Annotated in this window: 20 protein-coding genes; 15 read left to right on the top strand and 5 right to left on the bottom strand. The window is 62.4% G+C overall.

Annotated elements, in window-relative coordinates; translation table 11 throughout:
* Nucleotides 1-53: 53 nt before the first annotated feature.
* The 15 genes from JIN84_RS00955 (at nucleotide 54) to JIN84_RS00885 (ending at nucleotide 18141) form a co-directional block, all read left to right on the top strand.
* Nucleotides 54-848, top strand: coding sequence for a glycoside hydrolase family 95 protein (locus JIN84_RS00955; RefSeq protein WP_200349136.1), 795 nt, complete (start codon nucleotides 54-56; stop codon nucleotides 846-848).
* A 111-nt stretch (nucleotides 849-959) separates the two neighbouring features.
* Nucleotides 960-2621, top strand: coding sequence for a SurA N-terminal domain-containing protein (locus tag JIN84_RS00950; RefSeq protein ID WP_200349135.1), 1662 nt, complete (start codon nucleotides 960-962; stop codon nucleotides 2619-2621).
* A gap of 103 nt (nucleotides 2622-2724) precedes the next feature.
* Complete coding sequence (locus JIN84_RS00945) at nucleotides 2725-3057, top strand: tetratricopeptide repeat protein (RefSeq protein ID WP_200349134.1); 333 nt, start codon at nucleotides 2725-2727, stop codon at nucleotides 3055-3057.
* An 87-nt stretch (nucleotides 3058-3144) separates the two neighbouring features.
* Nucleotides 3145-4308 (top strand): metabolite traffic protein EboE, encoded by a 1164-nt coding sequence (eboE, locus tag JIN84_RS00940; protein ID WP_200349133.1) that lies wholly within the window; start codon nucleotides 3145-3147, stop codon nucleotides 4306-4308.
* Between the two features lie 37 nt (nucleotides 4309-4345).
* Nucleotides 4346-4846 (top strand): peptidylprolyl isomerase, encoded by a 501-nt coding sequence (locus JIN84_RS00935; RefSeq protein WP_200349132.1) that lies wholly within the window; start codon nucleotides 4346-4348, stop codon nucleotides 4844-4846.
* A gap of 361 nt (nucleotides 4847-5207) precedes the next feature.
* Nucleotides 5208-6296, top strand: coding sequence for an Ldh family oxidoreductase (locus JIN84_RS00930; protein ID WP_200349131.1), 1089 nt, complete (start codon nucleotides 5208-5210; stop codon nucleotides 6294-6296).
* 58 nt (nucleotides 6297-6354) lie between these two features.
* Nucleotides 6355-6714, top strand: coding sequence for a hypothetical protein (locus tag JIN84_RS00925; protein WP_200349130.1), 360 nt, complete (start codon nucleotides 6355-6357; stop codon nucleotides 6712-6714).
* Nucleotides 6711-7823, top strand: coding sequence for a serine hydrolase domain-containing protein (locus tag JIN84_RS00920; RefSeq protein WP_200349129.1), 1113 nt, complete (start codon nucleotides 6711-6713; stop codon nucleotides 7821-7823). The genes JIN84_RS00925 and JIN84_RS00920 overlap by 4 nt, the downstream gene beginning before the upstream one ends.
* A gap of 10 nt (nucleotides 7824-7833) precedes the next feature.
* The gene (locus JIN84_RS00915) at nucleotides 7834-8697 is read left to right on the top strand and encodes an alpha/beta hydrolase (RefSeq protein WP_200349128.1); all 864 of its coding nucleotides are present in this window, start codon (nucleotides 7834-7836) and stop codon (nucleotides 8695-8697) included.
* A 111-nt stretch (nucleotides 8698-8808) separates the two neighbouring features.
* Nucleotides 8809-10848 (top strand): M13 family metallopeptidase, encoded by a 2040-nt coding sequence (locus JIN84_RS00910; protein WP_200349127.1) that lies wholly within the window; start codon nucleotides 8809-8811, stop codon nucleotides 10846-10848.
* Nucleotides 10849-10972: 124 nt separating this feature from the next.
* Nucleotides 10973-11380: a BlaI/MecI/CopY family transcriptional regulator gene (locus tag JIN84_RS00905; RefSeq protein WP_200349126.1), complete on the top strand. Its 408-nt coding sequence runs from the start codon at nucleotides 10973-10975 to the stop codon at nucleotides 11378-11380.
* Nucleotides 11377-12957 (top strand): M56 family metallopeptidase, encoded by a 1581-nt coding sequence (locus JIN84_RS00900; protein WP_200349125.1) that lies wholly within the window; start codon nucleotides 11377-11379, stop codon nucleotides 12955-12957. The genes JIN84_RS00905 and JIN84_RS00900 overlap by 4 nt, the downstream gene beginning before the upstream one ends.
* Before the next feature lie 35 nt (nucleotides 12958-12992).
* Nucleotides 12993-13559 carry a tetratricopeptide repeat protein gene (locus JIN84_RS00895; protein WP_200349124.1) on the top strand — a complete coding sequence of 189 codons (567 nt, stop codon included), beginning with the start codon at nucleotides 12993-12995 and terminating at the stop codon, nucleotides 13557-13559.
* 22 nt (nucleotides 13560-13581) lie between these two features.
* Nucleotides 13582-14892 (top strand): S41 family peptidase, encoded by a 1311-nt coding sequence (locus tag JIN84_RS00890; RefSeq protein WP_200349123.1) that lies wholly within the window; start codon nucleotides 13582-13584, stop codon nucleotides 14890-14892.
* Between the two features lie 156 nt (nucleotides 14893-15048).
* Nucleotides 15049-18141 (top strand): DUF2339 domain-containing protein, encoded by a 3093-nt coding sequence (locus JIN84_RS00885; protein WP_200349122.1) that lies wholly within the window; start codon nucleotides 15049-15051, stop codon nucleotides 18139-18141.
* 27 nt (nucleotides 18142-18168) lie between these two features.
* Here JIN84_RS00885 and JIN84_RS00880 read toward each other — a convergent pair whose 3' ends face one another.
* The 5 genes from JIN84_RS00880 to JIN84_RS00860 form a co-directional block, all read right to left on the bottom strand.
* Entirely contained in the window at nucleotides 18169-18990 is an 822-nt protein-coding gene (locus JIN84_RS00880) for a hypothetical protein (protein ID WP_200349121.1), read from the bottom strand.
* A 6-nt stretch (nucleotides 18991-18996) separates the two neighbouring features.
* The gene (gene mprF, locus JIN84_RS00875; RefSeq protein ID WP_200349120.1) at nucleotides 18997-21561 is read right to left on the bottom strand and encodes a bifunctional lysylphosphatidylglycerol flippase/synthetase MprF; all 2565 of its coding nucleotides are present in this window, start codon (nucleotides 21559-21561) and stop codon (nucleotides 18997-18999) included.
* 425 nt (nucleotides 21562-21986) lie between these two features.
* Complete coding sequence (locus tag JIN84_RS00870; protein ID WP_200349119.1) at nucleotides 21987-23252, bottom strand: hypothetical protein; 1266 nt, start codon at nucleotides 23250-23252, stop codon at nucleotides 21987-21989.
* A 57-nt stretch (nucleotides 23253-23309) separates the two neighbouring features.
* Nucleotides 23310-23702, bottom strand: coding sequence for a YkgJ family cysteine cluster protein (locus JIN84_RS00865; protein ID WP_234043113.1), 393 nt, complete (start codon nucleotides 23700-23702; stop codon nucleotides 23310-23312).
* A 1-nt stretch (nucleotide 23703) separates the two neighbouring features.
* Nucleotides 23704-24441, bottom strand: a complete 738-nt coding sequence (locus tag JIN84_RS00860) for a peptidoglycan recognition protein family protein (protein WP_234043112.1) — start codon at nucleotides 24439-24441, stop codon at nucleotides 23704-23706.
* Between the last annotated feature and the right edge of the window lie 28 nt (nucleotides 24442-24469).

Here is a 24469-nt window from a genome sequence, read left to right as displayed (position 1 = left end):
AAGGAACGCGCATTTCCGCCATGGGGCAAGCCAGATTCTTCCCCGAGTGTTATATGAAAGCCATTTTCGCCATATTGTCAGCCACCCTGTTGCCGGTGTGCGCAAATGATCCCGTGGAGATCCGGTCCCCCGCCCTCTCGTGGCAGGACTCGCTGCCTCTGGTGACCGACGGACGCCCCGCGCTGGTGCTGGACACCGCGGCGGAAATCCGGCTGCGTGCCTACCCCGGTCCATGGAAAGAAAAGGTCCCCTCCACCGAGCCGGAGATCCGGACCCAGGTGGGCGGGATGCTCGGGCCGCTCTCGGCCTCGCCGTGTGTCGGCCTGGAGATCGGCTTCCTGTCCGGGGAAAAGCCCACGGAATTCACACGCTCCATCCTGCCGGCGGAGGGCGTCATCGAAAGCGTGTGCCGGGCCGGCGGGGCGAAAATCACCAGAACCCTGCTGACGGACAAGGAAACCGGCGCGATTTTCATCCACCTGCTCGCCGACAAGCCCGGCGCGCTTTCCTTCCGGGTTTCCCTCGGCATCGAGGGGGCGGCGCCTCCGGAAATCCGCAACCGCAGGGAGATGATCATTCCTCCGGACGAAAAGACCGGGAGACCCGGCGCCCATGTCCGGGTCGTCCCTTTCGAATCGGACGTCACGCCGGACGGCAGCTCCATCATCGTCCGGGGGGAGGGCGAGGCCATGATTTTGCTCAGCCATGGAGCGGAATCCGCCTCCCTCGGCACCGCCTTTGAACGGTTGGGAAACCGCCATGACCCCGGGCATTCCCCTTCCGATCCCATCAAGATCTGGCACGGGGTGCTGGAGTCGCGGATGAAATCAGCTGAAAATTCGCCTTGAGGCCGTGGACTGCGTGGAGAGACTCGCCGTCCGGTCGAGAATTGCGATTGATGCCGAGCGCTTCACCCACTTTACTCACCGCTCTTTCCGCAACGGCAGCCCCACCATTTCATGATTGAAAACCTCCGCAAATACACCGGCCTGATGATCGTGGTCTTCGTGATCCTGTTCATCAGCTTCTTTTTCCTCGATTCCAGTTCCGTGCGGAACATGAGCAGTGGACGGGCCATGCTGAAAATCTCGGGACGCACCTACGATGACAAGGAAGTCCTGACCCTCGGGAAAAACTCCTTCCAGCTGGCCTACGGCCTGGCCGGCAGCGGTGATTTCGACTTCCTCCAGTTCGCGTCCCTCCTGTCCAACGCCGACCAGAGCGACCAGGCTCCCGAGAAATTCTTCATCGGCCGCATGATCCTGCGCCAGGCGAAGGAGGAATTCGGCGTCTACCCCGGCGACGAGGAGATCTCCGCCTACCTGCGCACGCTCCGCATCTTCGCCGGACCGGACCAGAAATTCAACGCTGAAACCTACCGCAACTTTGTCGACAAGGGCATGGGCCACCTCGGCATGACCGAGAAGGACCTGCGCGACCTCGCCTCCGACGTGCTGGCATACAAGAAAATCAAGGACATCGTCGGCACCGGCCTGATCGTGGACCGTGACGCCGTCACCAAGAACCTCGCCCTGGAGAACCAGCAGGTCTCCGGAGAGCTCGCCAAGCTCGAGCTGGCACCGTTCGAGGAGAAGCTCCAGCCGACCGAGGACGAGATCCGGAAGTTCTGGGAGAACATCCAGGATTCCTTCACCACCGAGCCGAAGCGGAAGTTCACCTACATCGTCGTCGCTCCGGAGCCGATCGCGGAAGCCAAGGTCGACGACGCTCCCGAGTCCCTCGCGGACGCGGCCGCCAGCGACGAGGCCAAGAAGGCCGCCGCGAAGAAGAAGGAAGAGGACAGGGCCAAGGCCGCCGCAGCCAACGCGGAAGCCCGCCGCACCAACCAGCTCACGCTCGACGGCAAGGTGGACGACTTCCTTTTCAAGCTTGAGGAGCAGAAGGGCGAAGGATTCGAAGCGCTGGCCAAGGAATACGGTTGGGAAACCAAGACCACCGAACTCTTCACCCGCACCGCCGCTCCAAAGGAGCTCGACCTCGAACTCCGTTCCTCCAGCCGGGGCGGCAAGACCGTCGACCAGCTTTTCCTCATGGACGTGACCAGCGACCCGTTCTCGAAAATCTCCCCCGCCGTCGCCGTGGGTGAGAACCAGTGGGTGGTCGCCCGTCTCGACAGCGAGGAGAAGTCCCGCGCCAAGACCTTCGAAGAAGCCCGCGCCGACGCCCGCGCCCAATACATCTCGGAAAAGGCCGCGGAAGCCCTCAAGACCGCCGCCAACGAGAACATCACCAAGATCAAGACCCTTCTCACCGGTGGCAAGTCGTTCGCCGATGCGGCGAAGGAAGTCGGACTCACCGAGACCAAGGCGTTCACCGCGGTGACCAGCACCTACCGTCCGGACGGTGCGAGCGAGCCACAGAATCTCTTCGAGGCATCCCGCTATGCCGAACCCGGCACCATCGCCGACGTCATCACGGAATCCGACCGTGCGTTCATCCTCTACGTCGCCAAGCGCGAGGTGGTCAAGGAAGCGGATGCCGCCGGCCGCATCGACGGCGAGGTGCTGGCCGCGACCAACCGCAATGAAACGCAGGCCTTCAACGCATGGATCAACACCCGCATCGACGACGCCAAGGTCGAGCAGCTTTACAAGAACTGAGCGGCATCACCAGGCGGGATTGATTTTCCGCCACCCCTGAACCGCAAGGACCGTTTCAGATTCTCCTGAACCCCTTGCGGTTTTTTCATTTCCAGCCTTCCCCATGTCTGACGATCTCCAGAACCTTTTCGACGATGCCAACGGCCACCTCGCGGTTGGTGAATTTGACGAGGCCATCGTCCTTTACCGGACATGTGTCGAGCGGGACCCGTCCTACTTCGACGGCTGGCACGCCCTCGGCATGGCGCTGCTGAAAACCGGACATGTGAAGGAGGCGATCGGCTGCGGACTCCAGGCGGTCACCCTCGAGCCGAACGACCTTCTCGCCTGGACCAGCCTTTCCCAGATGTATGTCCGGGACGGCAACATCCCCGAAGCCGAGGCGGCGAAGGGGAACGCGCGCATCCTCTCGCTCGGCGGGCGGGTGGTGAAGTAAGGCGGAGGCCGGAGGTTCCGGAAACCGCCGGATCCCGCTTGCCGCGGCAGGTTTGCGATTACAAGTTACACCACTGTTTCCCAGCCCATGAAATTCCACCAAGCCCACCTCTCCTACTGCACGAACATCCACCCGGCCGAGACATGGGAGAAAACAAGGGAGGTGCTGGAAACCCACGTGCTCGGAGTGCGCGACCGCCTGCGGGCCGCGGGATCGCTGGGTTCGGACGAGCCGTTCGCCATCGGCCTGCGGCTTTCGGCGGTGGCGGCGCGGGAGCTGCTGGAAGGAAACCAGCTCGGCGCGTTCAAGGAGTGGCTGGAGCAAACCAACACCTATGTTTTCACCATCAACGGCTTCCCATACGGCAGCTTCCACGGGACCCGGGTGAAGGAGCAGGTCTTCCTCCCGGACTGGACGGACAAGGCCAGGCTGGATTACACCAAGAATCTTTTCCGCATCCTCGCGGTCATCGCGAAACCGGGGACGGCCGCCTCGGTCTCGACCCTGCCGGGTTCCCACAAGACATTCGACGCGGCGGACGAACCGATCCAGCGCCACCTCATCGAGCTGGCCCGCTGGCTGGACGAACTCGCGGCGGAGACCGGGCACGACTTCCACCTCGGGCTGGAGCCGGAGCCGCTGGGACATTTTGAAAACACGGCGGAAACGCTGGCGTTTTTCGAGAAGCTGCATGACGCGGCGCAGGACCCGGAGGTGATCCGCCGTCGCATCGGCCTGAACTACGATGCCTGCCATTTCGCGCTGGAATACGATCCGGCGGGCTGGGCGCTGGATGTCCTGAAAGCCGCGGGAATCCGGATTTCAAAGATCCACCTCTCGAGCGCGCTGGCTCTCGATCCGGGCGATCCGGCCGCGCTGGAGGCGATCCGCGCCTTCGATGAACCGGTTTATTTCCACCAGGTGCTGCTGCGCGGTGGCGACGGCACGGTGACACGGTTCGCCGATCTGCCGGACTTCTTCTCCGCCGTGGAAAACGGCACGGTGATCCCCGCCCGATTCGCCGAGATGCGCGTGCATTTCCACATCCCGCTCGACGCCGAACCCGCCGCGCCGCTGCGGTCCACCCGGGACCAGACGCGGGAGGTGCTGGCCTGGAAGGCGGAAAACCCGGAGGCCTGCGGACACTTCGAGATCGAAACCTACACCTGGGGCGTCCTGCCGGGCGGTCTCCAGCGGCCGGTGGAGGAGCAGCTCGCCGGAGAATACGGCTGGGTCCTGGAAAACGCTTGAGTTGCAAGATGGTGAAATCCGGTGTTCCCTACCGCCCATGTCTGACATCAAAATCACACTCCACACCACCGCAGGCGACATCAATGCCCGGATCTTTGCCTCCCAAGTGCCGGTCACTTCCGCCAATTTCCTCAACCTCGCCACGCGTGGTTACTACGACGGAATCTCGTTCCACCGTGTGATCGCGAATTTCATGATCCAGGGTGGCGACCCGACCGGCACCGGTTCCGGCGGCCCGGGCTACAAGTTCGCCGACGAGATCGACCGCTCGCTCAAGCACGACAAGGCCGGCATCTTCTCGATGGCGAACGCCGGACCGAACACCAACGGCAGCCAGTTCTTCATCACCCACCTCCCCACCCCCCACCTGGACGGCAAGCACGCGGTCTTCGGCGAGGTCATCACCGGGCAGGACGTGGTGAACAAGATCGCCAAGGGCGACAAGATCAACAGCATCACCATCCACGAGGACACCGCGGCCCTGTTCGAGTCCCAGAAGGACAACGTCGAGCACTGGAATTCCATCCTGGACCGCTGACCGGCCTGTTCTCCGGCATTCGCCGGCTTTTTCCATCCCCGCCCTGTCCCACGCGGCAAGGCGGGGATTTCAATTTTAGCCCGTTCCTTCCGACCGCGCCGATCCGCATGGCAAACGAAACAAGGAGCGGCGGACTCCGATCCGCCGAAGCCCATGAGACGACAATGGAAAGGGCTTCCGCGCGATTCATTGGCTTTCCATGGACGACGGCGGATCGGAGTCCGCCGCTCCTTGCCCGGTTGATGGACCATCCTGAAACAGAATCCACCTTCACCAAACGGCTGTGTGGCATGATACCATCCCGCTCGACATGGCTTGAGTTCCCTGCATCATTCCCATCCACACCTTTTGTAAAAAACACATGTCAGAATTTCTCGTCATCCCGCGCCAGGACCACGACTCCCTCGTCATCGCCGCTTACGAATCCCACGGTTACACCCGGGACGAAGCCACCGAAGGAGCCAAGCTCGCCGCCGAGGCCGCCCGTCATGGCATCCGCACCCACCACGCGCTCAAGGCGCTGCACCTGGACCACCTGTTCGGATCGAAGGCCGGCGGCTGCGTGCCCGGCGCGGAGATCGAGGTGCTGCCATCCCGCTTCCCGGCTTCCGAGCGGTGGAACGCGAACAAGAAACTGGGCCAGGCCGTCGCCTACCGCGCCATCGACCGCGCCATCGAGCTGGCCGACCAATACGGCATCGCCCAGATCGCTGTGGACAATTGTTTCCACTACCTCTGGGGCGGCGGCTACGTGATGGAGGCGGCCGAGCGCGGCTACTATGCTTATACGAACTGCACCTCCACGCTCGCGGAAGTGGTGCCCTTCGGCGGAAAATTCCCCACCCTCGGCACGAACCCCCACTCATGGGGCATCCCCGCATGGGAGGAAGGCGGCTCGCCCATCGTCATGGACTGGGCCACGGCCACCGTCGCCATGGGCCGCGTGCAGGCGCTGAAGCGCGAGGGCAAGAGCCTGCCCCCCGGTGCCGCCGTGGACAAGGACGGCAATGCCACCACCGACCCGAACGAGGTCGCGGCCCTGCTCCCCTTCGGCGGACACAAGGGCTACGGCATGTGCCTGCTGAATGAAATCTTCGGCGGCCTCATCGGCGGCTCCCTGCCGACCCTGCGCGGACGGAAGAATGACACTCCCGGGGAGAAAACCACCGCGGTGTTCTATTTCCAGATCGTCCACCCCGACGCGCTCTCGGGAGACAACTTCGCCCACGGGCGCAGCCAGAAGGAAAACGTCAAGGCCATCATCGACGACGTGCTGGGCCACGGCAACGACGCCGCGATGCTCCCCGGCCAGATCGAAGCGGGCTTCCGCAAGCGTTCCGACGCGGCGGGCGGCATCCTCTTCACCGACGCCGAGGTGGCGGAGTTCAACCAGCTCAACGCGGAGCTCGGACTTCCCGCATGGGATGTTTCCAAGCTGGCGAGGGCGTGAACGAGAGGGGCAGCTCCCGATCCGCATGATACTCCCGGTATTGCACGTGCTCTCCTGTATGACCCTGGCTATCGCCGCGGTATACTGGAGATGCACGAGGACGGCAGAAAATGGAGCGCATCGCTTCCTTTTTCCCTACCTGATGGTGGCGGGAGCGCTGGGATTGGTGTGGCTACTGACCCCCCTGGTGAAAATCGCCATATTCTATGCCTCCGACGACACCCATGTCATCCTTTCCTATCGCCTCACAGGATCGTATGCGTGGGTTTACCTGTCAGCTGCGTTGCTTGCGATCCTTCCTTGTCTCGGCATCGTTCCCGGGATAGGGAAAAGACCGCTTTTGGTGGCAAGCCTGGCTTTGCTCGCAATGCCTCCCGCCGCTTTTGCAATTTATTTCGAGCTGACATCAAACCCATGAACCGCATCACCCGTCTCATCCTCGGCGTCGTTCTCACCGGTCCTCTTGCCGCGGCACCTGCGGACGTTTCCGCCGATCTCGCGAAATTCACCAGGGACGGCAAGGTCCCCGCGCTGGTCGCGGCGGCGGTGCTGAATGGCAGGATCATCGCCACGGGAGCGACCGGTGTGCGGAAATCCGGCGACAAGACGGCCGTCACGGTCGGGGACAAGTTCCACATCGGCTCGTGCACCAAGTCCATGACCGGCTCGCTCGCCGCGATGCTGGTGGCGGATGGAAAGATCAAGTGGTCCACCACGGTGGAGGAGATTTTCCCCAAGATGAAGATCCATGAGGACTTCAAGAAAGCCACCCTTCTCCAGCTCTGCTCGAACACCGGCGGCGTGCCGGGCGACATGCCGCCGGAGTTATGGAAAAAGACCGTTGAGGATCGCGATAAATCGGAGACCTCGCAGCGCGCGAACCTCGTTCGTGCCCTGCTAACCAGTCCGCCCGCCTATCCGCCGGGGAGCAAGAATGTCTATTCCAACGGCGGCTTCACCATCGCGGGAGCCATGTTGGAGAAGGTCGGCGGGATGACCTATCAGGAACTCATCCGCACCCGCCTTTTCAAGCCGCTCAAGATGGACAGCGCCGGATTCGGAGCAACCGCCACTTCCGACAAGGTGGACCAGCCCTACGGCCACATCCTGCGCGAAGGCGAGCCGTTTCCCATCCCCGCCGGGCTCGATGCGGACAATCCTCCCGCCATCACCCCCGCCGGGCGGGTCCATCTCTCCATCGTCGATTTCGCGAAATATGCGAATTTCCATCTGGGCGTGGCGGACAATCCGCCGCTGAAGGCGGATTCCCTGAAGTTCCTCCACACCATCGTCCCGCCATCGGAAAACTACGCCGTCGGCTGGGTGGTGGTCCAGCGCCCGTGGGCCGGTGGCACCGCCCTCAACCACAACGGCACGAACACGATGAACTTCGCCGTGATGTGGCTGGCACCCGATAAGAAATTCGCCGCCGTCGCCGCCTGCAACATCGACTCCGACCTGGGTTCGAAGGCCTGCGATGACGCGGTGAGCTTCCTCATCGGAAAATTCCTCACCTCCGGAAACTGACCGCCCTGTCATGTTCTCCGACGATTCGTCCTCCCTTCGGGTCTGGTTCCGGCGGCTTCTCTTGTTGTTCGGAATCATCCTGTTGATTCCCGTGCTGTCGCTCGTGGGCTGCCAGTCGAGCCTCATCTATTTTCCGAGACCGTATGGCACGGGCATGGTGGAGCAATGGCAGAAGGACACTTCGGGGAAAACGGTCGATTTCACCACCTCCCAAGGCAGGCAGCGCGCGTTTCTCCAAGGGAATCTCAAATCACCGCGCAACCTGTGGATCCTCTGTGGCGGGAACGGCACCGTCGCGCTGGATTGGTCGGACTGGATCGCCGCACACGCGCCGAAGGAGGACGCCTGGCTGCTGGTCGATTTTCCCGGCTATGGAGATTGTGAAGGAAAGCCGAACCCTGACAGGATCCGCGAGAATCTGAAGACCGCCGTGCCACTCGCATGGCAGGCCTGCGGCCTCGGCGGCGAACCGGATCCCGGTAAACTCCGGTTTTTCGGCCACAGCCTGGGAGCGGCCGCCTGCATGATGGGGGCCAGCGAATTCAAGATCCAGCGCGGCATCCTGCTCTCCCCCTTCACCAGCACCATGGACATGAGCCGCCAGGTCACCGGGCTTCCGCTCGGGTTCCTCGTCTGGCACCGCTTCGACAATTCGGCGCGTCTTGCCGAACTCGCCGCCCGGGGTCCGGGAAAGGTCGTCATCCTTCACAGCGAGGATGATGCGATCATTCCCATCTCGATGAGCCGCCGGCTCGCGGAGACCGGAAAGGACGTGGTGAAACTCATCGAACTCCCCACCGGCGGACACAACCAGATCCTGCAGACCGATCCACAGGCGGTGGGCGACGCCCTGCGGGAGATCGGCGGTGAATGAATCGTCCGCAACGGCGGCATTTCACAGACGTCTCCCTCCGCCCGTGACGCTTGAACATCGGAATTTTCCGCCCCACCTTGGCCCGCCTTCCGCTTTCCCGCACGAACCATCATGAACACCCGCCTTTCCCACGCCGCCCTCTCGACCTTGCTCGCACTCGCCGCCCTCGCATCGGAAGCGGTCGCACAAACCGGCGAATCCACGGCAGCCCCACGCTTCGGCACCTGGGGATTCGACCTCGCAGGCCGCAAGGAGTCCGTGAAGCCCGGCGACGACTTTTTCAACTACACGAACGGAACCTATCTGGACAACACCACCATCCCGGCGGATCGCGCCCGCTTCGGCAACTTCGACGCGCTGGCGATCCTCTCGGAAGCCCGTGTCCGGGGGATCCTCGATGAGGCGGTCAAGAGTCCGACGGCGGAAACCCGGAAGATCGGGGAGTTCTACCGCTCCTTCATGGATGAGGCGGCGGTCGAAAAACTCGGAGCCACGCCACTCGCCGGAGACCTGGCGAAGATCCGCAACGCAGCCAGCCGCGAGGAACTGGTCGCCATCACGGCCTCGCCGGAGATCTTCGGTCGCGGGGTTTTCGAGGCGGGAATCGGTGCGGATGCGAAGAATCCCGCGAAATACACGGTTTATGTCAGTTCCGGCGGACTCGGGCTGCCGGACAAGAACTATTACCTGAAGCCTGAATTCGCGGCGATCCGCACCAAGTATGAGACTTATCTCGCCACACTGCTGACCCTGATCGAGTGGCCCGAGCCCGCGGCAACGGCGAAGGAGATCATCGCGTTCGAGACCCGGCTGGCGGAAAAAACATGGGAGCGCGCCGAGCGGCGGAACCGCGACAAGACCTACAACCCCATGACTCCCTCCGCCCTGGCGGAGTATGCTCCGGGATTCGATTTCGCAAAGCTCCTGGGTGGCAAGGGACTTTCCAAGGTGGGCAACGTGATCGTCACCGACAACACCGCCTTTCCCGCGAAGGCGGCGATCTTCGCGGAGACTCCCTTGGACCTGCTGAAGGCGTGGACCGCCTGCGGGCTGGCCAGCGCGTCCGCACCGTTCCTGTCGAAGGCTTTTGTCGATGCCAGCTTCGAGTTCAACAACAAGACCCTTTCCGGACAACCCGAGCAGATGGACCGCTGGAAACGCGGCGTCGATGTGACCAACAAGACCCTCGGCGAGGAGGTCGGCCGGATCTACGTGAAACGCTACTTCCCCGAGGAATCCAAGCAACAGATGCTGGATCTGGTCAACAACGTGCGGGCCGCCCTGGCCATCCGCATCAACGGCCTGGAATGGATGGGCGACGCCACCAAGAAGGCGGCACAGGACAAGCTCGCCAAGTTCACCGTGAAGATCGGCTATCCCGACAAATGGAAGGACTACTCCGCCTTGGAAATAAAGCCCGACGACCTCTACGGCAACGTGGTCCGGGCCTCGGCTGTTTCATGGAAAGAGGAGCTGGACCGCCTCGACGAACCGGTGGACCGCAAGGAATGGGGAATGCCGCCGCAGACGGTGAACGCCTATTATAACTCGACGATGAACGAGATTGTCTTCCCCGCCGCCATCCTCCAGCCGCCGTTCTTCGACCCCAAGGCGGACCCGGCCATCAACTACGGCGGCATCGGCGGGGTCATCGGCCATGAGATCAGCCACGGCTTCGACGACCAGGGCCGCAAGTCCAACGGGGACGGAGTCCTCCAGGACTGGTGGACCGACGAGGACGCGGGAAAATTCGCCGAGCGCGCGGAACGGCTTGGCAAGCAGTATGAGGAAATCGAGATCATGCCCGGCCAGCGCATCAACGGGCAGCTCACCATGGGCGAGAATATCGGCGATCTGGGCGGACTGAACCTCGCCCTCGACGCCTACCTGGCATCGCTCAAGGGACAACCCGCCCCGGTCATCGACGGCACCACGGGCGTCCAGCGGGTGTTCCTTGGCTGGGCGCAGGTGTGGCGGCAGAAGGTCCGCGACGAGATGCTGCTCAAGCAGATCCACTCCGACCCGCATTCCCCGGCCATCGCCCGCGTCAATGGCATTGTTAGAAACATCGACGCCTGGTACGAGGCCTTCGACATCAAGCCCGGTGACAAGCTTTACGTGAAACCGGAGGACCGGGTGAAGATCTGGTGAGTTTTCCAGCGGCCTGCGTATAGGTCGTATAGAGCCCTCGGAGGAAATCCGCCGTAAATCTTCTTGCCACATCGGATAGAATGACTAATGTTGTAGTCGTTCAACTAATCAATTTAGTTTCCCGATGGCCGGCAGATCCTCCAGTTCCCTCACCGACAACGAATGGCTCCTGATGAACATCGTCTGGGAGTTGAAACGTTGCGCCGCGCGCGATGCTTCAAAGCTCGCGGAGGAGCGCCACGGTTGGGCGGCCACCACGACGAAGACCTATCTCGCACGGCTGGTGGAGAAGAAGCGGTTGAAGGCGACGCGGATCGGCAACAGCTTCCTCTACGAGCCGAAGACCAGCATGTCCGCCAGCCTGCGTGAGGCGGCGGATCACCTGCTCGACAAGATGCCGGGCTCCCTCGGAGGCCCGCTGCTTGCCTACATGATCGGGAAAACCCGTCTCGGCGTGGACGACGTGGCGGAGCTGAGGAGGGTGCTGGCGGAAGCGGAGGATCAACCACCCGCCGGGGACAAGGAGCCATGATCGCGGAAACCATCCGTTCCCTGTCGGATCCTTGGTCGGTGTGGGCGATCGGCGCCCTGGCGGACGGGACGCTGGCGTTGCTGGTCGCCGGGATTCTGTGGATGTTGTTCCGCAAGGTGATCCCCGCGCGCTGGGGCATGTGGTTGTTTTTGCTGGTGATGGCGAAGTCGCTGATCCCCACTCCGGTGGCGATGCCCGGCTGGGATGCCGCCCGTTTCAAGGAGACGTCATCACCCCTGGCGGATGTTTCCGCAGATCATCCCGAAATGATGGACGAACGCTCTCTGATGGTTTCCGCCTCCGAGCAAGGGCATGAGCCGTTTTCCATCGGGACGAAGGGATGGCTCTTCGTCATGTGGTCCGGTGTCGTGGCGGTGGGAGCCGGCCTGTCAGGCCTGCGCGCATGGAGAACGTGGCGGCTTGTCAGGGACGCCCGGACGGTGGAAGCCGCGGATCTGGGACTGGATGCCGATTGGGTCACACGCCTCGATCTCGCCGGAACAGGTCTGCGTGAAAGCGACGAGCTTTCCTCCCCCGCCGCATGGGGCGGGCGCAAGCCTTGTGTCATCCTTCCCACCGGCCTTGCGGAAAAACTCAGCCAGCCACAGCTCCGGTGGACGCTGGCTCACGAGGTTTCGCACCTGCGCCATGGCGACTGGGCCGTCTCGCTGGCACAGGCGGCGTGCGCGCTTCTTTGTTTTTTCAATCCCGCCGTGTGGGTGGCCGGCATCGCGGCCTCGGCCCTGCGCGAGCGTGCCTGCGATGAATCCGCCGTGCGGGTGACGGGCATTCTGCCGAAGGAATCCGCCACCGGATTCCTGTCGCTGGTGGAGCGTGCCCAGTCCCGGGTTTCGTTCAATCGGGCGATGATGCCGGGCCTCAGCCTTGAGGGGCGGACGGCGCGCTGGCGGATGCGCTGGTTGCTGCGGGGCATCGCTCCGCTGCGCCAGTCGTCGGCCATGACCGCCGCCGTGCTGCTGGCGCTGCTGCTCCTGCTGCCCAGCTTCCGTGGCGGGTTCGCCGGGGAAGTCGCGGCACACGGGGAAATCCAGCGGTTGGAAGCGCGGGTGACGGATCTCGAAGGACGGCTGCAAAAGAAAAGCGACCGCGAGGAACGCGTGGAACTCAACCAGCGGCGGGCTTCCGCAAGACAGGCCGAGGACGCCAACGTCTATGATGCCGAGCAGCGCAACGCCATCGAGACGATCTATCAGGAGGCACGCAGGAAGCTGACCACAGCGGAAAAGGAAGAGGTCTATGCGGAGTTGTCCGCCAGATACCCGCGCTCGAACCGGACCGGCTGCGCGAAGCTTTTCTCCGCCCGTGCGGCGTCCGGCACAGTCCGCGAGCGGAAGCTGCGGGAGGTCATCGCGGAATCGGGCGATTGCTATTATCTCGATGGGACATCGGTGGGCGGGGTCGCGCGGCTGATCCTGGCGCAGGATCTGGTGGCGGCGGGCAGGACGGATGAGGCGGGGAAATGGCTGGATGAGCTTGAAAAGGACTTCGCCGGTTATCTCGACCACGAGGGAAATCCGCTGGAAGACGCCGCGCGCGAACTGCGGGCCGGCCTCTGAGAATTTTGTTCAACCCACAACCCTGAAAAAACACAATGAACACGAAATGGCTGCTCCTGCTGGCGTTGCCCGCCCTCGCCACCGCTCCACTGTCCGCCAAGGACGAACCGTCCGACAAGGGCAAGGCGACCGAACGCCAGCGCGAACGGGCGGCGGAGGAAAACAAGGACAAGGCCCGCGATGCCTGGCAGAAGGACGGGAAAAAACTCAAGGGCGACGAGCTGGAATCCATGGAGGGGCTCTACCAGAAGGCGAACGAGAATCCCCGCACGCCGGAGAACCAGGAGTTGCTCAAGCAGGTCATCGAGAAGTATCCGAAGTCGAACCGCGCGGGCTGCGCCGCGTGTTACATCGGCCAGTTTTCCCGTGATCCGGACGAATCGCGCGAATATCTGGAAATGGCCATCAAGGAATACAGCGATTGCTACTATCTCAATGGTACTTCCGTGGGAGGCTGGGCGAGGCTCCTGCTGGCCGGGAAGGAGAAGCAGCGGGGCGACGCCGCGAAAGCGAAGAAGCTGATGGAGGAGATCCGCAAGGACTACGCGACCGCGACCGACCACCGCGGCGAGCTCCTGGTCAACTTCCTCGACAAGGAGTGAACCCCTCACCCTCCATCCGGTCATGAAACTCCGCTCATTTTTGAAAACCGGTGTTTGCACCCTCTGCCTGCTGGCCGCCCGGGGTGCCGCCCGTGCCGGCGGGACGGATCCCGCCACCTATGCCAAGGATGTGGAGTTCCTGTTGGAGGAACTGCCGAAGCGGGCGGGCATCTTTTTCGAAAACAAGAAGATCGACTGGGAGGCGGTGAAGACGGAATTCCGCGAGGCGGTGAAATCGGTGAAAACCGACAGCGAGCACGTGAAGCTCTGCGGACGCCTGCTGGCCCGGCTCAAGGACGGCCACGCCTCGCTGCGGGACGTGAAGGTGCCTTGGCCGGATGAGTCGCAGGGCAGACGCTGGACGGGACCCCGCGTCCATCTGCTGGTGGTGGGAGACAAGGTTTATGTGCGGACCTCCTTCGGCCCATCGCTGGAATCCGGGATCAAGCCCGGGCAGGAAGTGGTCGCCATCGATGGCACGCCCGCACGCCAGTGGCTTGACCGCAAGATGGCGGAAATGCGGGACACCTCCGGTTTTTCCACCGACCAGATGGCACTCTATTCGGCCTGCCACTGGGGGCTTGCGGATTGGGAGGGAACGGAGATCGCGTTCGAAGTGAAGGCACCGGATGCGGACAAGATCGAAAAAATCACCATCACCCGCCGGGGAGGCCCGAACTTCGCGCCTTTTGGTCCCGCGGTGCCGCCGAAGGACCTGAAATCCGAGGGAAGGCAGTCCTATGGAAAAACTCCGGACGGATACGGTTACATCCACCTGCGGGACATCCCCGGCAAGCTCCCCGAACAACTCGACAAGATGCTCGGAGAACTCGGCAACGTCCCCGGCCTCATCCTCGACCTGCGGGCGAACGGTGGCGGAGGTTGCGATCATGAGGCGGTGATGGGCCGCTTCCTTCCCGCTGGCAAACGATGGGCCAACGCCACCAGCCAGGGTCCCAATCCCTACGACGGTCCCATGGTGGTGATCTATGACGCGGGGATCCGTTCCGCGGGCGAGACCATCGCGGGCATGTTCAAGGAAGACGGTGGCCGCGCCTATACCATCGGAGACACGCCGACGGCGGGCATGTCATCGCAGAAAACGAAGGTCGCGGTGCCCAGCGGTTTGTTCAGCGTGTATTACTCCGTTTTTTCCAACAAGGCGCGCTTCAATGGAGGGAAGGGCATCGAGGGAGTCGGCATGAGTCCGGCGGAAATCACGCCCTACGATCCGGCGGAGCTCTATCGCGGAATCGACACCCAGATCCGGCGTGCGGAGGAGTTGCACAAGAATGGATTTCCCAAGGGCGTCGTGGGATACAGCGACGAATGACGGCGCGGTCGGATTTTCCACCGCGGATGAACATGGGAGACGATTGACACGGCGAACTCTAACACCGGGCCGCCGGACCATGGAGTGTGTCCGCCTTGTCACTATCAATTTCAGGTGGCCAGTGGAAGTTCCCGGGATAGTATTCTGGCAATTCCCATGGAAGGCATCATCATCATCGCAGTACTCGTTCTGATCTGGTTCGTCATCGCCCCCTTCGTCGCCCTGGCGAGAGCGTCCGATGCCAGAAGCGAGGCCAGGCAGGCACGGACCGACCTCCAGGACGCGCTGGCCCGCATCGGACAGTTGGAAAACGAGATGTCCCACCTCGGGGGCCGTGCTCCCAAACCGGAGGAGCGGGCGGTGATTCCGCAGGGAAGAACGGTCAAATCCGACATCCCGCGCGTCGAGGAAAACCTTCCCCGGTTCGAACCGCCATTGGCAGGGCGTGGGCCGGACATCGAACCAGAGCGTGTGACCGTAAGGGTTTCCCTTCCGGACGTCGGAACCGGTGCGGAACACCACCCGCTCCCTCCCCCGCTGCCCACGGCAGCCAAGCGGCGGAAGCTCATCGACTACGGAGATGACGGTCCACCGGAGAAAGCCGTCCCGGAAAAAGCCCCTGTCCCGGTGGAACCCGCCGTGGCGAAGGAACCGGCGGAACCCTTCTCTCTGGAGAAATTCATGGGCGTGAAGCTCTTCGCATGGCTTGGCGGCGTGGCGATGTTCTTCGGCGTGATCTTCTTCGTGAAGTATGCCTTTGAGAACAATCTGATCTCACCTTCCACCCGGATCATCCTTGGCTTCCTCACCGGAACCGGACTGCTGGCAGGCGGGCTATTCACCCACCGGCTGCCGCGCTATCGCGTGCTGGCGCAGGCCTTTTGCGCGACGGGCGTGCTGATCCTCTACGGGGTGAGTTTCGCCGCACACGCCATCTATCACTTCCCGTTGTTCGGGACGATCCAGACCTTCTCCCTGATGGCCTGCATCACCTGCGCGGCGTTTTTCATCTCGGTCCGCCTGAACGCGCTGGTGGTGGCGGTCCTCGGGATGCTGGGCGGTTTCATGACGCCGGTGCTGCTCTCGACCGGACAGGACCAGGTGCTGGGACTCTTCGGCTACATCGCCCTGTTGGATGCCGGGCTGCTGGCCGTTTCCCGCCACAACCGCTGGCACTTCCTCGTTCCGTGCGCGGCGGCGGGCACGGCCCTGACGCAGATCGGTTGGTTCGTCAAATTCTTCTCATACGGTGGGTATGCCCATGACAACCTAATTCTGATCCCGATGGGAATCCAACTGGGATTCATCGCCCTGTTTCTGGTCGGCGGATGGATCAAGCGGCCCAGACCGGACCTCCATGCCGCCTGTTCGGTTTTCGGACTGTCCGCCGTGGCCGTGCTGTTCTCGTTCGTCATGCTGGGCCACGAATCGGTCGCGGAACGGCTGGTTCTCTTGTATGGCTTCCTGCTGCTCGTCCATCTCGGAGTCATCGCCACCGTGCTGGCTCGCCCGGCCCTGGGGATCGCTCAATTCATCACGGCACTGCTGGGCTTCCTCCACCTCGCCTGTTGGACCCAATACCATCTCACCGACGAAAACCTTCATTGGCTGCTCGGAGCTTGTCTGGTCTTCGGCGCGTTGCACGCGGTGGTTCCCGTGCTGGTCGCCCGCTACCAACCCGCGCGGCTGGCAATGCTGCCGCAGCGATCCGGCCCCTGGTTCGCCCCTCTGGTGCTGGTGATGATGCTCATCCCCATTTTCCACCTGCCTGCGGTTCCCCCGCTGTTCTGGGGGGCGGTTCTGATGGCTGACCTGCTGGTCATCGTGCTGGCCATCGCGTCAGGCGCTCTTTTGCCGGTGCTGGTTTCCCTTCTGCTGACCATGGGCGTGGCCGGGGCTTGGTTGTTCAAGGCTCCCGCCGACATCACATCGCTGATGCCGTTCCTCGGAGTGATCACCGGTTTCTCCGCACTCTTCACCATCGCCGGAAAATGGTTGTATCGCGGAAAGGAAGAAGGAGCGACGCCGGACGTGGTCATCACGGCGGCCGTGCTGCCATTCGTCCTGCTGCTGCTCGCCCTCGGGAAGCTTCCCGTCCCGGTGCCCACTCCGGTCTTCCTCGTGGCCCTGCTCATGACCGGACTGCTCACGTTCCTGGGCATCTCCGGAAAGCAGGGCAAGCTGATGCTGGTCGCATTGACCGGCACGTTCGCGGTCGAGGGAATCTGGTATTTGAATCATTTCAAAAACCCTGCGCCGGGCATTCCCCTCGCATGGTTCCTGGGCTTTTATTCGCTGTTCCTGCTGGTGCCGTTCATCCTGCGGAAGCGCTGCGCGGATCTCCCCGAAACATGGATCGCGGCCGCGCTGTCCGGAGTGGCGCATTTCCTTCTGGTCCATTCGTTGGTGAAACAGTCGTTCCCCAACGACTTCATGGGACTCGTCCCGGCGGCGTTCGCGGTGCCTTCCCTCATCGGAATGTATGCCATCTGGAAATGGTTCCCGGGAATGGATGCCCGCCAGCAAAGCCGGCTCGCGTGGTTCGGCGGGGTGGCCTTGCTTTTCATCACGCTCGTTTTCCCGATCCAGTTCGAGCGCCAGTGGATCACGGTGAGCTGGGCGATCGAGGGCGCGCTCCTGCTCTGGTTGTTCCGGCGCGTGCCGCACCCGGGACTCCAGTTCACCGGGCTGGCGCTGTTGCTCACCTCGTTCGTCCGGCTCGCGCTCAATCCGGTGGTGTTCACCGATTACGCGCGTGGCGGCACGCCCATCCTGAACTGGCATCTCTATGCCTACGGCCTGGTGGCGGCGGCCCATTTCCTCGGAGCGACATGGCTGGCTGATCCGCACGAACCACTGCGGCGGTTCAAGCCGCGCGGCACCTTGCTCGCACTGGGCGGGATCCTGTTGTTCCTGCTGCTGAACATCGAGATCGCCGACTACTTCACCGCCCCGGGCGACCGCTGCGTGGCCTTCAACTTTGGAGGAAACTTCGCCCGTGACATGACCTACAGCATCGCGTGGGGGCTCTTCTCGCTCGGCCTGCTGGGACTCGGGTTCCGGAGCGGCTCGGAGCACGCCCGCTTCGCGGCGGTAGGATTGCTGGTGGTGACGCTGTTGAAGGTGTTCCTCCACGATCTCGCGGCCATCCAGAACATCTTCCGCATCGGCGCGCTGGTCGGCGTGGCGGTGATCGCATTCATCGCGTCGTTCCTTTACCAGAAGTTCTTCGAAAAATCGAAGGGGTGACGGGACCTGCCGAACCTATCGGACCTGTCATTGTCCGATGGTATGCGACGTGTCCAAGGTCCACTGGATCGCCATGTCGAATTCGGAGAGGAAGCGCTTGTTCGCGCCGCCCATGTCGTGCGGGGTGGCGGGCAGCGTCACGAGCTTGTGCGGCGTGCGGGGATCCATTTTTGAAATCCATTCCGTGTCGTCCAGCACATCGAGATCACCGGCGAACTGCACGAGCTTCACGCCTTGCAACGCGGCGGCCATGTCAGACAAGGCGTAGGTGTCCGGCCCCTGCGGCTGCATGCCGAGGAGGTCGCTTTTCGTCAGTCCGTAGCGGCTGCGGTCACCCGGCGCCGCCGACAGGACGCCCACCAGGTGTTTCTCCCTCTCCGGACCCGCGGCCGCCGCCACCGCCCACTCCGCGCCGGTGGACCAGCCGGTGAACCACACCGGCGTGTCCGGCGGAAGGCCCGCCCGTTTCCTGACAGCGGCCACGGCGGCGTTGAACGCCTCCACCAGTTTCGCGTGGTCGAAAGTCCGGGTGTCGGCGAATTTCCGGCAATCCCATCCGCCGACCGCATAGCCCGCCGCGGCGGCGTGGAGCGCGACCGGTTCCTCCCACTGGCCGGACCAACCGCCGTCACCCGTCGCCACGATGATGATGCCCTTGGGATGCTCCGCCGCGTAATACAATGTCTGGAATGGTCCGCTCGACAGCTCCAGCGGCAGCACCTCCGCCTTCGCGCTGGTGTAGTCCCTTGGAACGACGAGATGGCAGATGAACCAGACGATCGGGATCAGCAACAGCATCTGGACGATGAAAAACACGCGCCGGATGATGGTTCGGATGGGCGTTTTCATGATGGATCAATCGGTGGACACGGTCTCCCCACGCGGGCGGGCGGGCCCTTTTCCGATGAGCGTGGTGATGTCGAGGATGGCGGCGGGGAGATCCCATGCCTTTGAAATGGCCAGGTAGCGCGGCTGCCACACGGGATTGAACTTGCACTTCCACGCCCGCAGTCCGTTGAAGTTGTAGAACGCCTCGCCCTTGTCGTAGATGAGGCCGCCGATACGGCTCCAGAGCGGCGCGAACTGGTGGTCCGTCAGGCCGGAGAGCGGTGCCATCCCGAGGTCGAACCAGCGGTAGCCCTTTTCCCGCCCCCACAGCATCAGGCTGATGAACAGGCAGTCCATCACGCCGTTCGGCGCGTCCGGGAGGTGGCGCATGAGATCGGTGGAAAGCTCGTCCCGGCCGTTGCCCGGCCAGATGTTTCCGAACGCGACCACCTTCCCCTCCACCAGAATCACCGCGACCGGCAGGCGGCGCAGGTAATCGTCGTCGAAGCGCCCCAGTGAAAACCCCTTCTCCCGCGCGCTGTGGTGCGACAGCCATGCGTCGGAAACGGCGCGCAATTCCTCCAGGCGGGCGGCGACCACCCCGGGCTGCCAGATTTCAAACAACCACCCCTCGCGTTCCATGCGGTTCATCACCTTGCGGAACTTCTTGTAGTCCGATCCCGCGAGGTCGAAGTCGTCCAGCGGGACCATCGCCTCCTCGCCCAGCTTGTAGATCCGCAGGCCCATTTCCACGCAGACGGGAATCATCGCGGCCCCCACCTGGTAGAATGCGACGCGCATGCCTTCGTCGTTCGCCTGCTCCATGAAGCGCCAGTAGAGCCCCTCGAACTTGTCCTCATCCCCCACCGGGTCCGCCATCGCGACACGGGTCCTGCCCTGGTCGCCATACATCAGGAACGCGTTCTGCTCGAAGTTGAAGAGGAATTCCTTGTCCCCCACCAGCGCGAGCGAACTGGCACAGCGCGCGGTGTTGGAAACCATCTCCATGATTTTCCCGAACTCCGGCTGGGGTTCGCGTTTCCTCGGCGGCGCGGGGCGGAAGTACTGGAGCAAGGCCACGGACACCAGGATGAACACGCTGCCCGCCATGCCGCGCAGCAGGCGGGAGGCGTCGTCATCGAATGAATACTCCCACCAGAGGTGGTTCTCATACCCCACATCCCGGCTGGTGTAGAAGCCGAACCAGATCGCCAGTCCGATGATGCTGAGAATCACCGCCCACCACTGCAGGGAGAAGCGGCGCGTCCAGATGCCCGCATGCCGGTGGAATTTTTCTTTGAACGGCAGCAGCGACGCCAGGAAAACCGCCAGCACCAGCGCCTCCTCCCAATCGAAACCCTTCAGCAGTGAGAAAACCATGCCTCCCGCCGCCATCAGCACGGCCACCCACCACGCCGCCCGCACCCGCCGCAGCAGCCCGCTGGCCACGATGATCATCACCGTGCCCGCGATGCTCGACAGGAAGTGCGAGGCCTCGACGAAGGGCAGCGGCACGAATTTTTCCAACAGCTCCCGCCGTGACGACTCCATCGGCGTCGTCGCCGAAAGCATCAGGACGAAGCCGCCCGCCAGCGCGCTCATGCCGGCCAGGCGCGGGGCGATGGCGGACCATGCCATGCCCGTGCTGTCCACCGTCACCTTCGCCCAATGCCGCCTCGCCCAGATTTCCCGTCCCGCCACCGCCGCGACGGCGAACACGAACGGGATGAAATAATACGTCAGCCGGTAGGTCAGAAGCGCGCCGACCATGACCGGCTGTGTCACCATGCCTGCCGAGAGCTTTGTAATGAACAGCTCCATCACCCCCACTCCGCCCGGCACATGGCTCGCCGCTCCGACCGCCTGACCCACCGCCGTCGCCGCGAGGAACGACACCGTCGGGATCTGCTCCGGCAGGAACACCCGCAGCGTCAGCCCGGCGAACAACCAGTCGAAGCACGAGATGACCATCGCTCCCAAAAGCAAGCGCCAGGGAGGAAGAAAGGGCACCGGTTTCCCCCGGAAGCCGAAGGCCGACAGCAGGCAGATTCCCCCGCAGGAAAACAACAACAGCACCCCGATCCCCCGTCCCACCATGGGAGAAAACCAACCCACATCCGGCGGCGAGACGCATAACAGCGCCCCCGCCAGCAGCGCGTGCCCCAGCCAGCCCGCGACCATCAGGAAACCGGTGATCTTCGCGATCTCACCTCCTCCGAGACCGTATTGCCCGTAGAAACGCATGCGGATCGCCCCGCCGCCGAGGATGGTGCCGCCTCCATTCATGCTGAAGGATCCGGCGATCAATGCAGTCCCCAGCACCTTGCCCGCCGGCAGCTCTTTCCGAAGCCAGCGCAGCGCGACGAGATCCAGCGAGGCATTGCAAAGCAGGCTGGCCGCCGTCAGCCCCAGGGCTGCCAGAATGTGCCACGGCCCGATGCGCCGCAGCGCGTCGTCCAGCTCATCCAGATGAAATCCCCCCCATTCCTTTCCGAGCAAATAGACGGCGAGGGCGAACAACGCCACCCAGACAAACGGTTGGAGCGAGGAGATCCGCGCTTTTAAAACCCCATTTTTATTCAACAGATCCATTTGTCAGCAAGAACCACACAACGGCCTAAGGGGCGTTCCATCGCCGCTCAAGTCCTTTCTCTGGATTAGAAAACGTAACCAACCATTCCAATTGTTTCAAATCCTTCGAATTCAATCCCTCCGGCATCCGCCCCGAAACCCACGACCGGACCAGCCCCCCTCGAAACCGCGCTCAAACCGTCTCCATTCCAAAACGTCCCGACCCGTGCGGAGGAATCGGGACGACCCGACGTCTTTCCTCAAAATCATTTGGTATGGGCAAATGTTCCGGAACCCGTGTTAAAACACTTCCACACACATATATGGAAATTCCTGACACACGACGGATGTCCGGATTTCCCAGAACCGCGTCACAACAGGATCACTCCTATAATTTCCTCAAGCTTGACGGGCAGGCAACCCATCCTCACCGGTCATCCATCAAATCATTTCTTCTTACGCTCCATCTCTTCGAGGCGCATCCTCACAAGCAGTTCCTTCAGCTTCGGATCAGCGATATTTCCAGCAATTTTCATGGCACCCTCACCATCCCTCCGGGCGAATGTCAGAAAAGAACTGACTATGGCCTGTCTTTTATCCGGAAATGTGTCAGGCAGCCCCATGGACCACTCGTAAGCGGCAACAGGATCCTTGATCCGATATTGCTCGGCAAATGCCAATGCCGCCCGTGAAGCCCGGTCGTTCTGGCCGGACTCTATCAGACCGTTCACAAACCTGAGAGCTTGCCGGGTATCTCTTTTTGCCAACTCGGCTGATGTGATCCTATCGGCGTATCGAACCAGTTCCGGATTCTGTGACAAAACCCAGTCCACGACTTGCGATGCGGATCCCGGCCGTGATTCCAGTTCGGTCTCCACCCACGACCTGGTCAGGGGGCCGGTTATCGCCGGTTTGTCAACCACGGCGAAATACAGGCGCAACGATTCGGTCCGCGCCTTTTCATCAGTCAGTCTCATGCGCTGCTCCAACCCGATCCCCAGTTGGGTCAGGTCGAATCCCGTCATCCGCTCTAGCGAACGGCCGATGGCTTCCGGCGTGAACAGAGCGGACCTTTTTCCGACCTTTTCCATCACACCGTCATAAGCATGCTTCTGATTCGACACGGAAAGCTTTAGGAACTCACACAAGTCATCAATGTTCTCATACTCCGACACGACTTGGCCAACTTCGCTTATCAAGCGGCTGCATTCAGGTTCATCCCCGATCGCATCGACCATCACGCCAAGTTGGGCCGGGCTGAATTCATCCAGTGAGTAAATTAATTTTTTTTCAATATCCTCCCTTCGGAGTCCGCCCGTTTCGCGAAGGGCGATCAGTGAAGCCAGCAACTCATCCGGATCTTCTCCAGACAGTTTCAATCTGAGCGTCTTGATCGTTTTCAATCTTTCCTCGCGGACTTCGCGCTCGTTATCAACCCGATCGCCCGATGATTTCATCCCAACCCGGCTTGGCGGAAGCAAAGCATTCCTCTTTCCCTCATCCGGCCGTACCAGGTGATAGGTCACGCCTGCCAAAGCACATACCGCCAGAAACGCAATCGCATGCTTGTAGGGGCTTTTTTTCAAAATCAAGGTCGATCGATGATGGGGCCAAGGCAGCGGTTCATTGCCGCTCAAGGCTTTTTTCCAAATCAAAAAAACCCCGCGCGTTCGATTTTGTCTCCAATGATGCGGATTCAGGTCATCCGGCATCCACTCAAGATCAGCAGCGGAATCCACGAGCGACGCCCCCCCGGCTTCACAAGGTCGTCACGTGAGGATCTCCGCAACCTGCACCGGAACGGCCTCGCAGACCTGCCGCCAGCCGGGAAAGTTCCACTTGTTGGGAAATCCCGCGCACTGCTCCGGCTTCACCGGGTGGATGCGGCAGGCATTCCCCTCCAGCATGACGCACTCGTGGTTCTCCTTCTCGATGAGCGACAGCCCCTGGCGGTTCGTGCGCAGGCGGGTGAAGGTGTCGAGGAAGTCCTGTTCCGCCAGACCGAGGAATTCCGCGATGGGCGCGATCTCATTCTCCTCCAGACGGACGTCGCCCGGCCATTTGCAACAGGCGGTGCAGCGCTGGCAGACATAGAAGACGTCCGGCTCGAGCATCACGTCGCGGTTTCCCGGACTGCCGTGGTTGTCCCGAAGGAAAGTCATGTCACTGGAGCTGCTGGTAGTAATAATTCACCCGTCCGAGGAAGGCGCGCCACTTCTTGCCGGGGCGGCCGTTGTCCATGAGGAAATGCGGGCAGTTCTTGTTCGGCGGGTGTTTTCCCCGGCGGGGCCAGTGATAATGGGGAACCACGTTGCGCAAGGGAATTCCGTTCTTTTTCATCAGCACGGCGGTCAGCCGGGCGGTGCGCTCGGTGGTGGCCAGACGGCTGTTGCCACGGTTCTCACACATCTCGATGCCGATGGAAAGCCGGTTGCCGGGGCCACCGAAGTCCGCGTGCTCGCCCTGTTCGTTGGTCGGCATGTGCTGGATGGCCACGCGCTGGTCCACGGTGAAATGCCAGATCAGGTAGCCGATGCGGTTCCCGTAACGGGTCTTCGGCGAGCGCAGCGCCCCGTTTTTCAATGCCTCCGAGTGCCTTTCCGCCCCCGCCGTGTAATTCTGGGTGCTGTGGATGGTGATGTAGCGGGGTGTCATGGGGCGCACGACCTTCCGGCCATGGGTGCCTTTCCTCACCATATCCGTCTTGAGGTTCACCGATCTCAGCATCGCTGAAACCGATTTGCCGCCGGACGGCTGGCTGCCCGACGGGCTCGGCCGGTAGCGGTCCTGCCTGCCCGGCGGCGGCCCGATGGGACGGCACTGGAGGCAAACGAATGCCAACAGGCCGAAGGGTAGGAGCCAGCGCAGGGATTTCACGCCGGAATGAATAGCATCGATCATTTATTTCGGAAATCTAAATCTTCACTTC

Source organism: Luteolibacter yonseiensis, assembly GCF_016595465.1.
Taxonomy (GTDB): domain Bacteria; phylum Verrucomicrobiota; class Verrucomicrobiia; order Verrucomicrobiales; family Akkermansiaceae; genus Luteolibacter; species Luteolibacter yonseiensis.
Note: the sequence above shows the minus strand (reverse complement) of the source record. Positions and strands in the feature narration are given on the sequence as shown.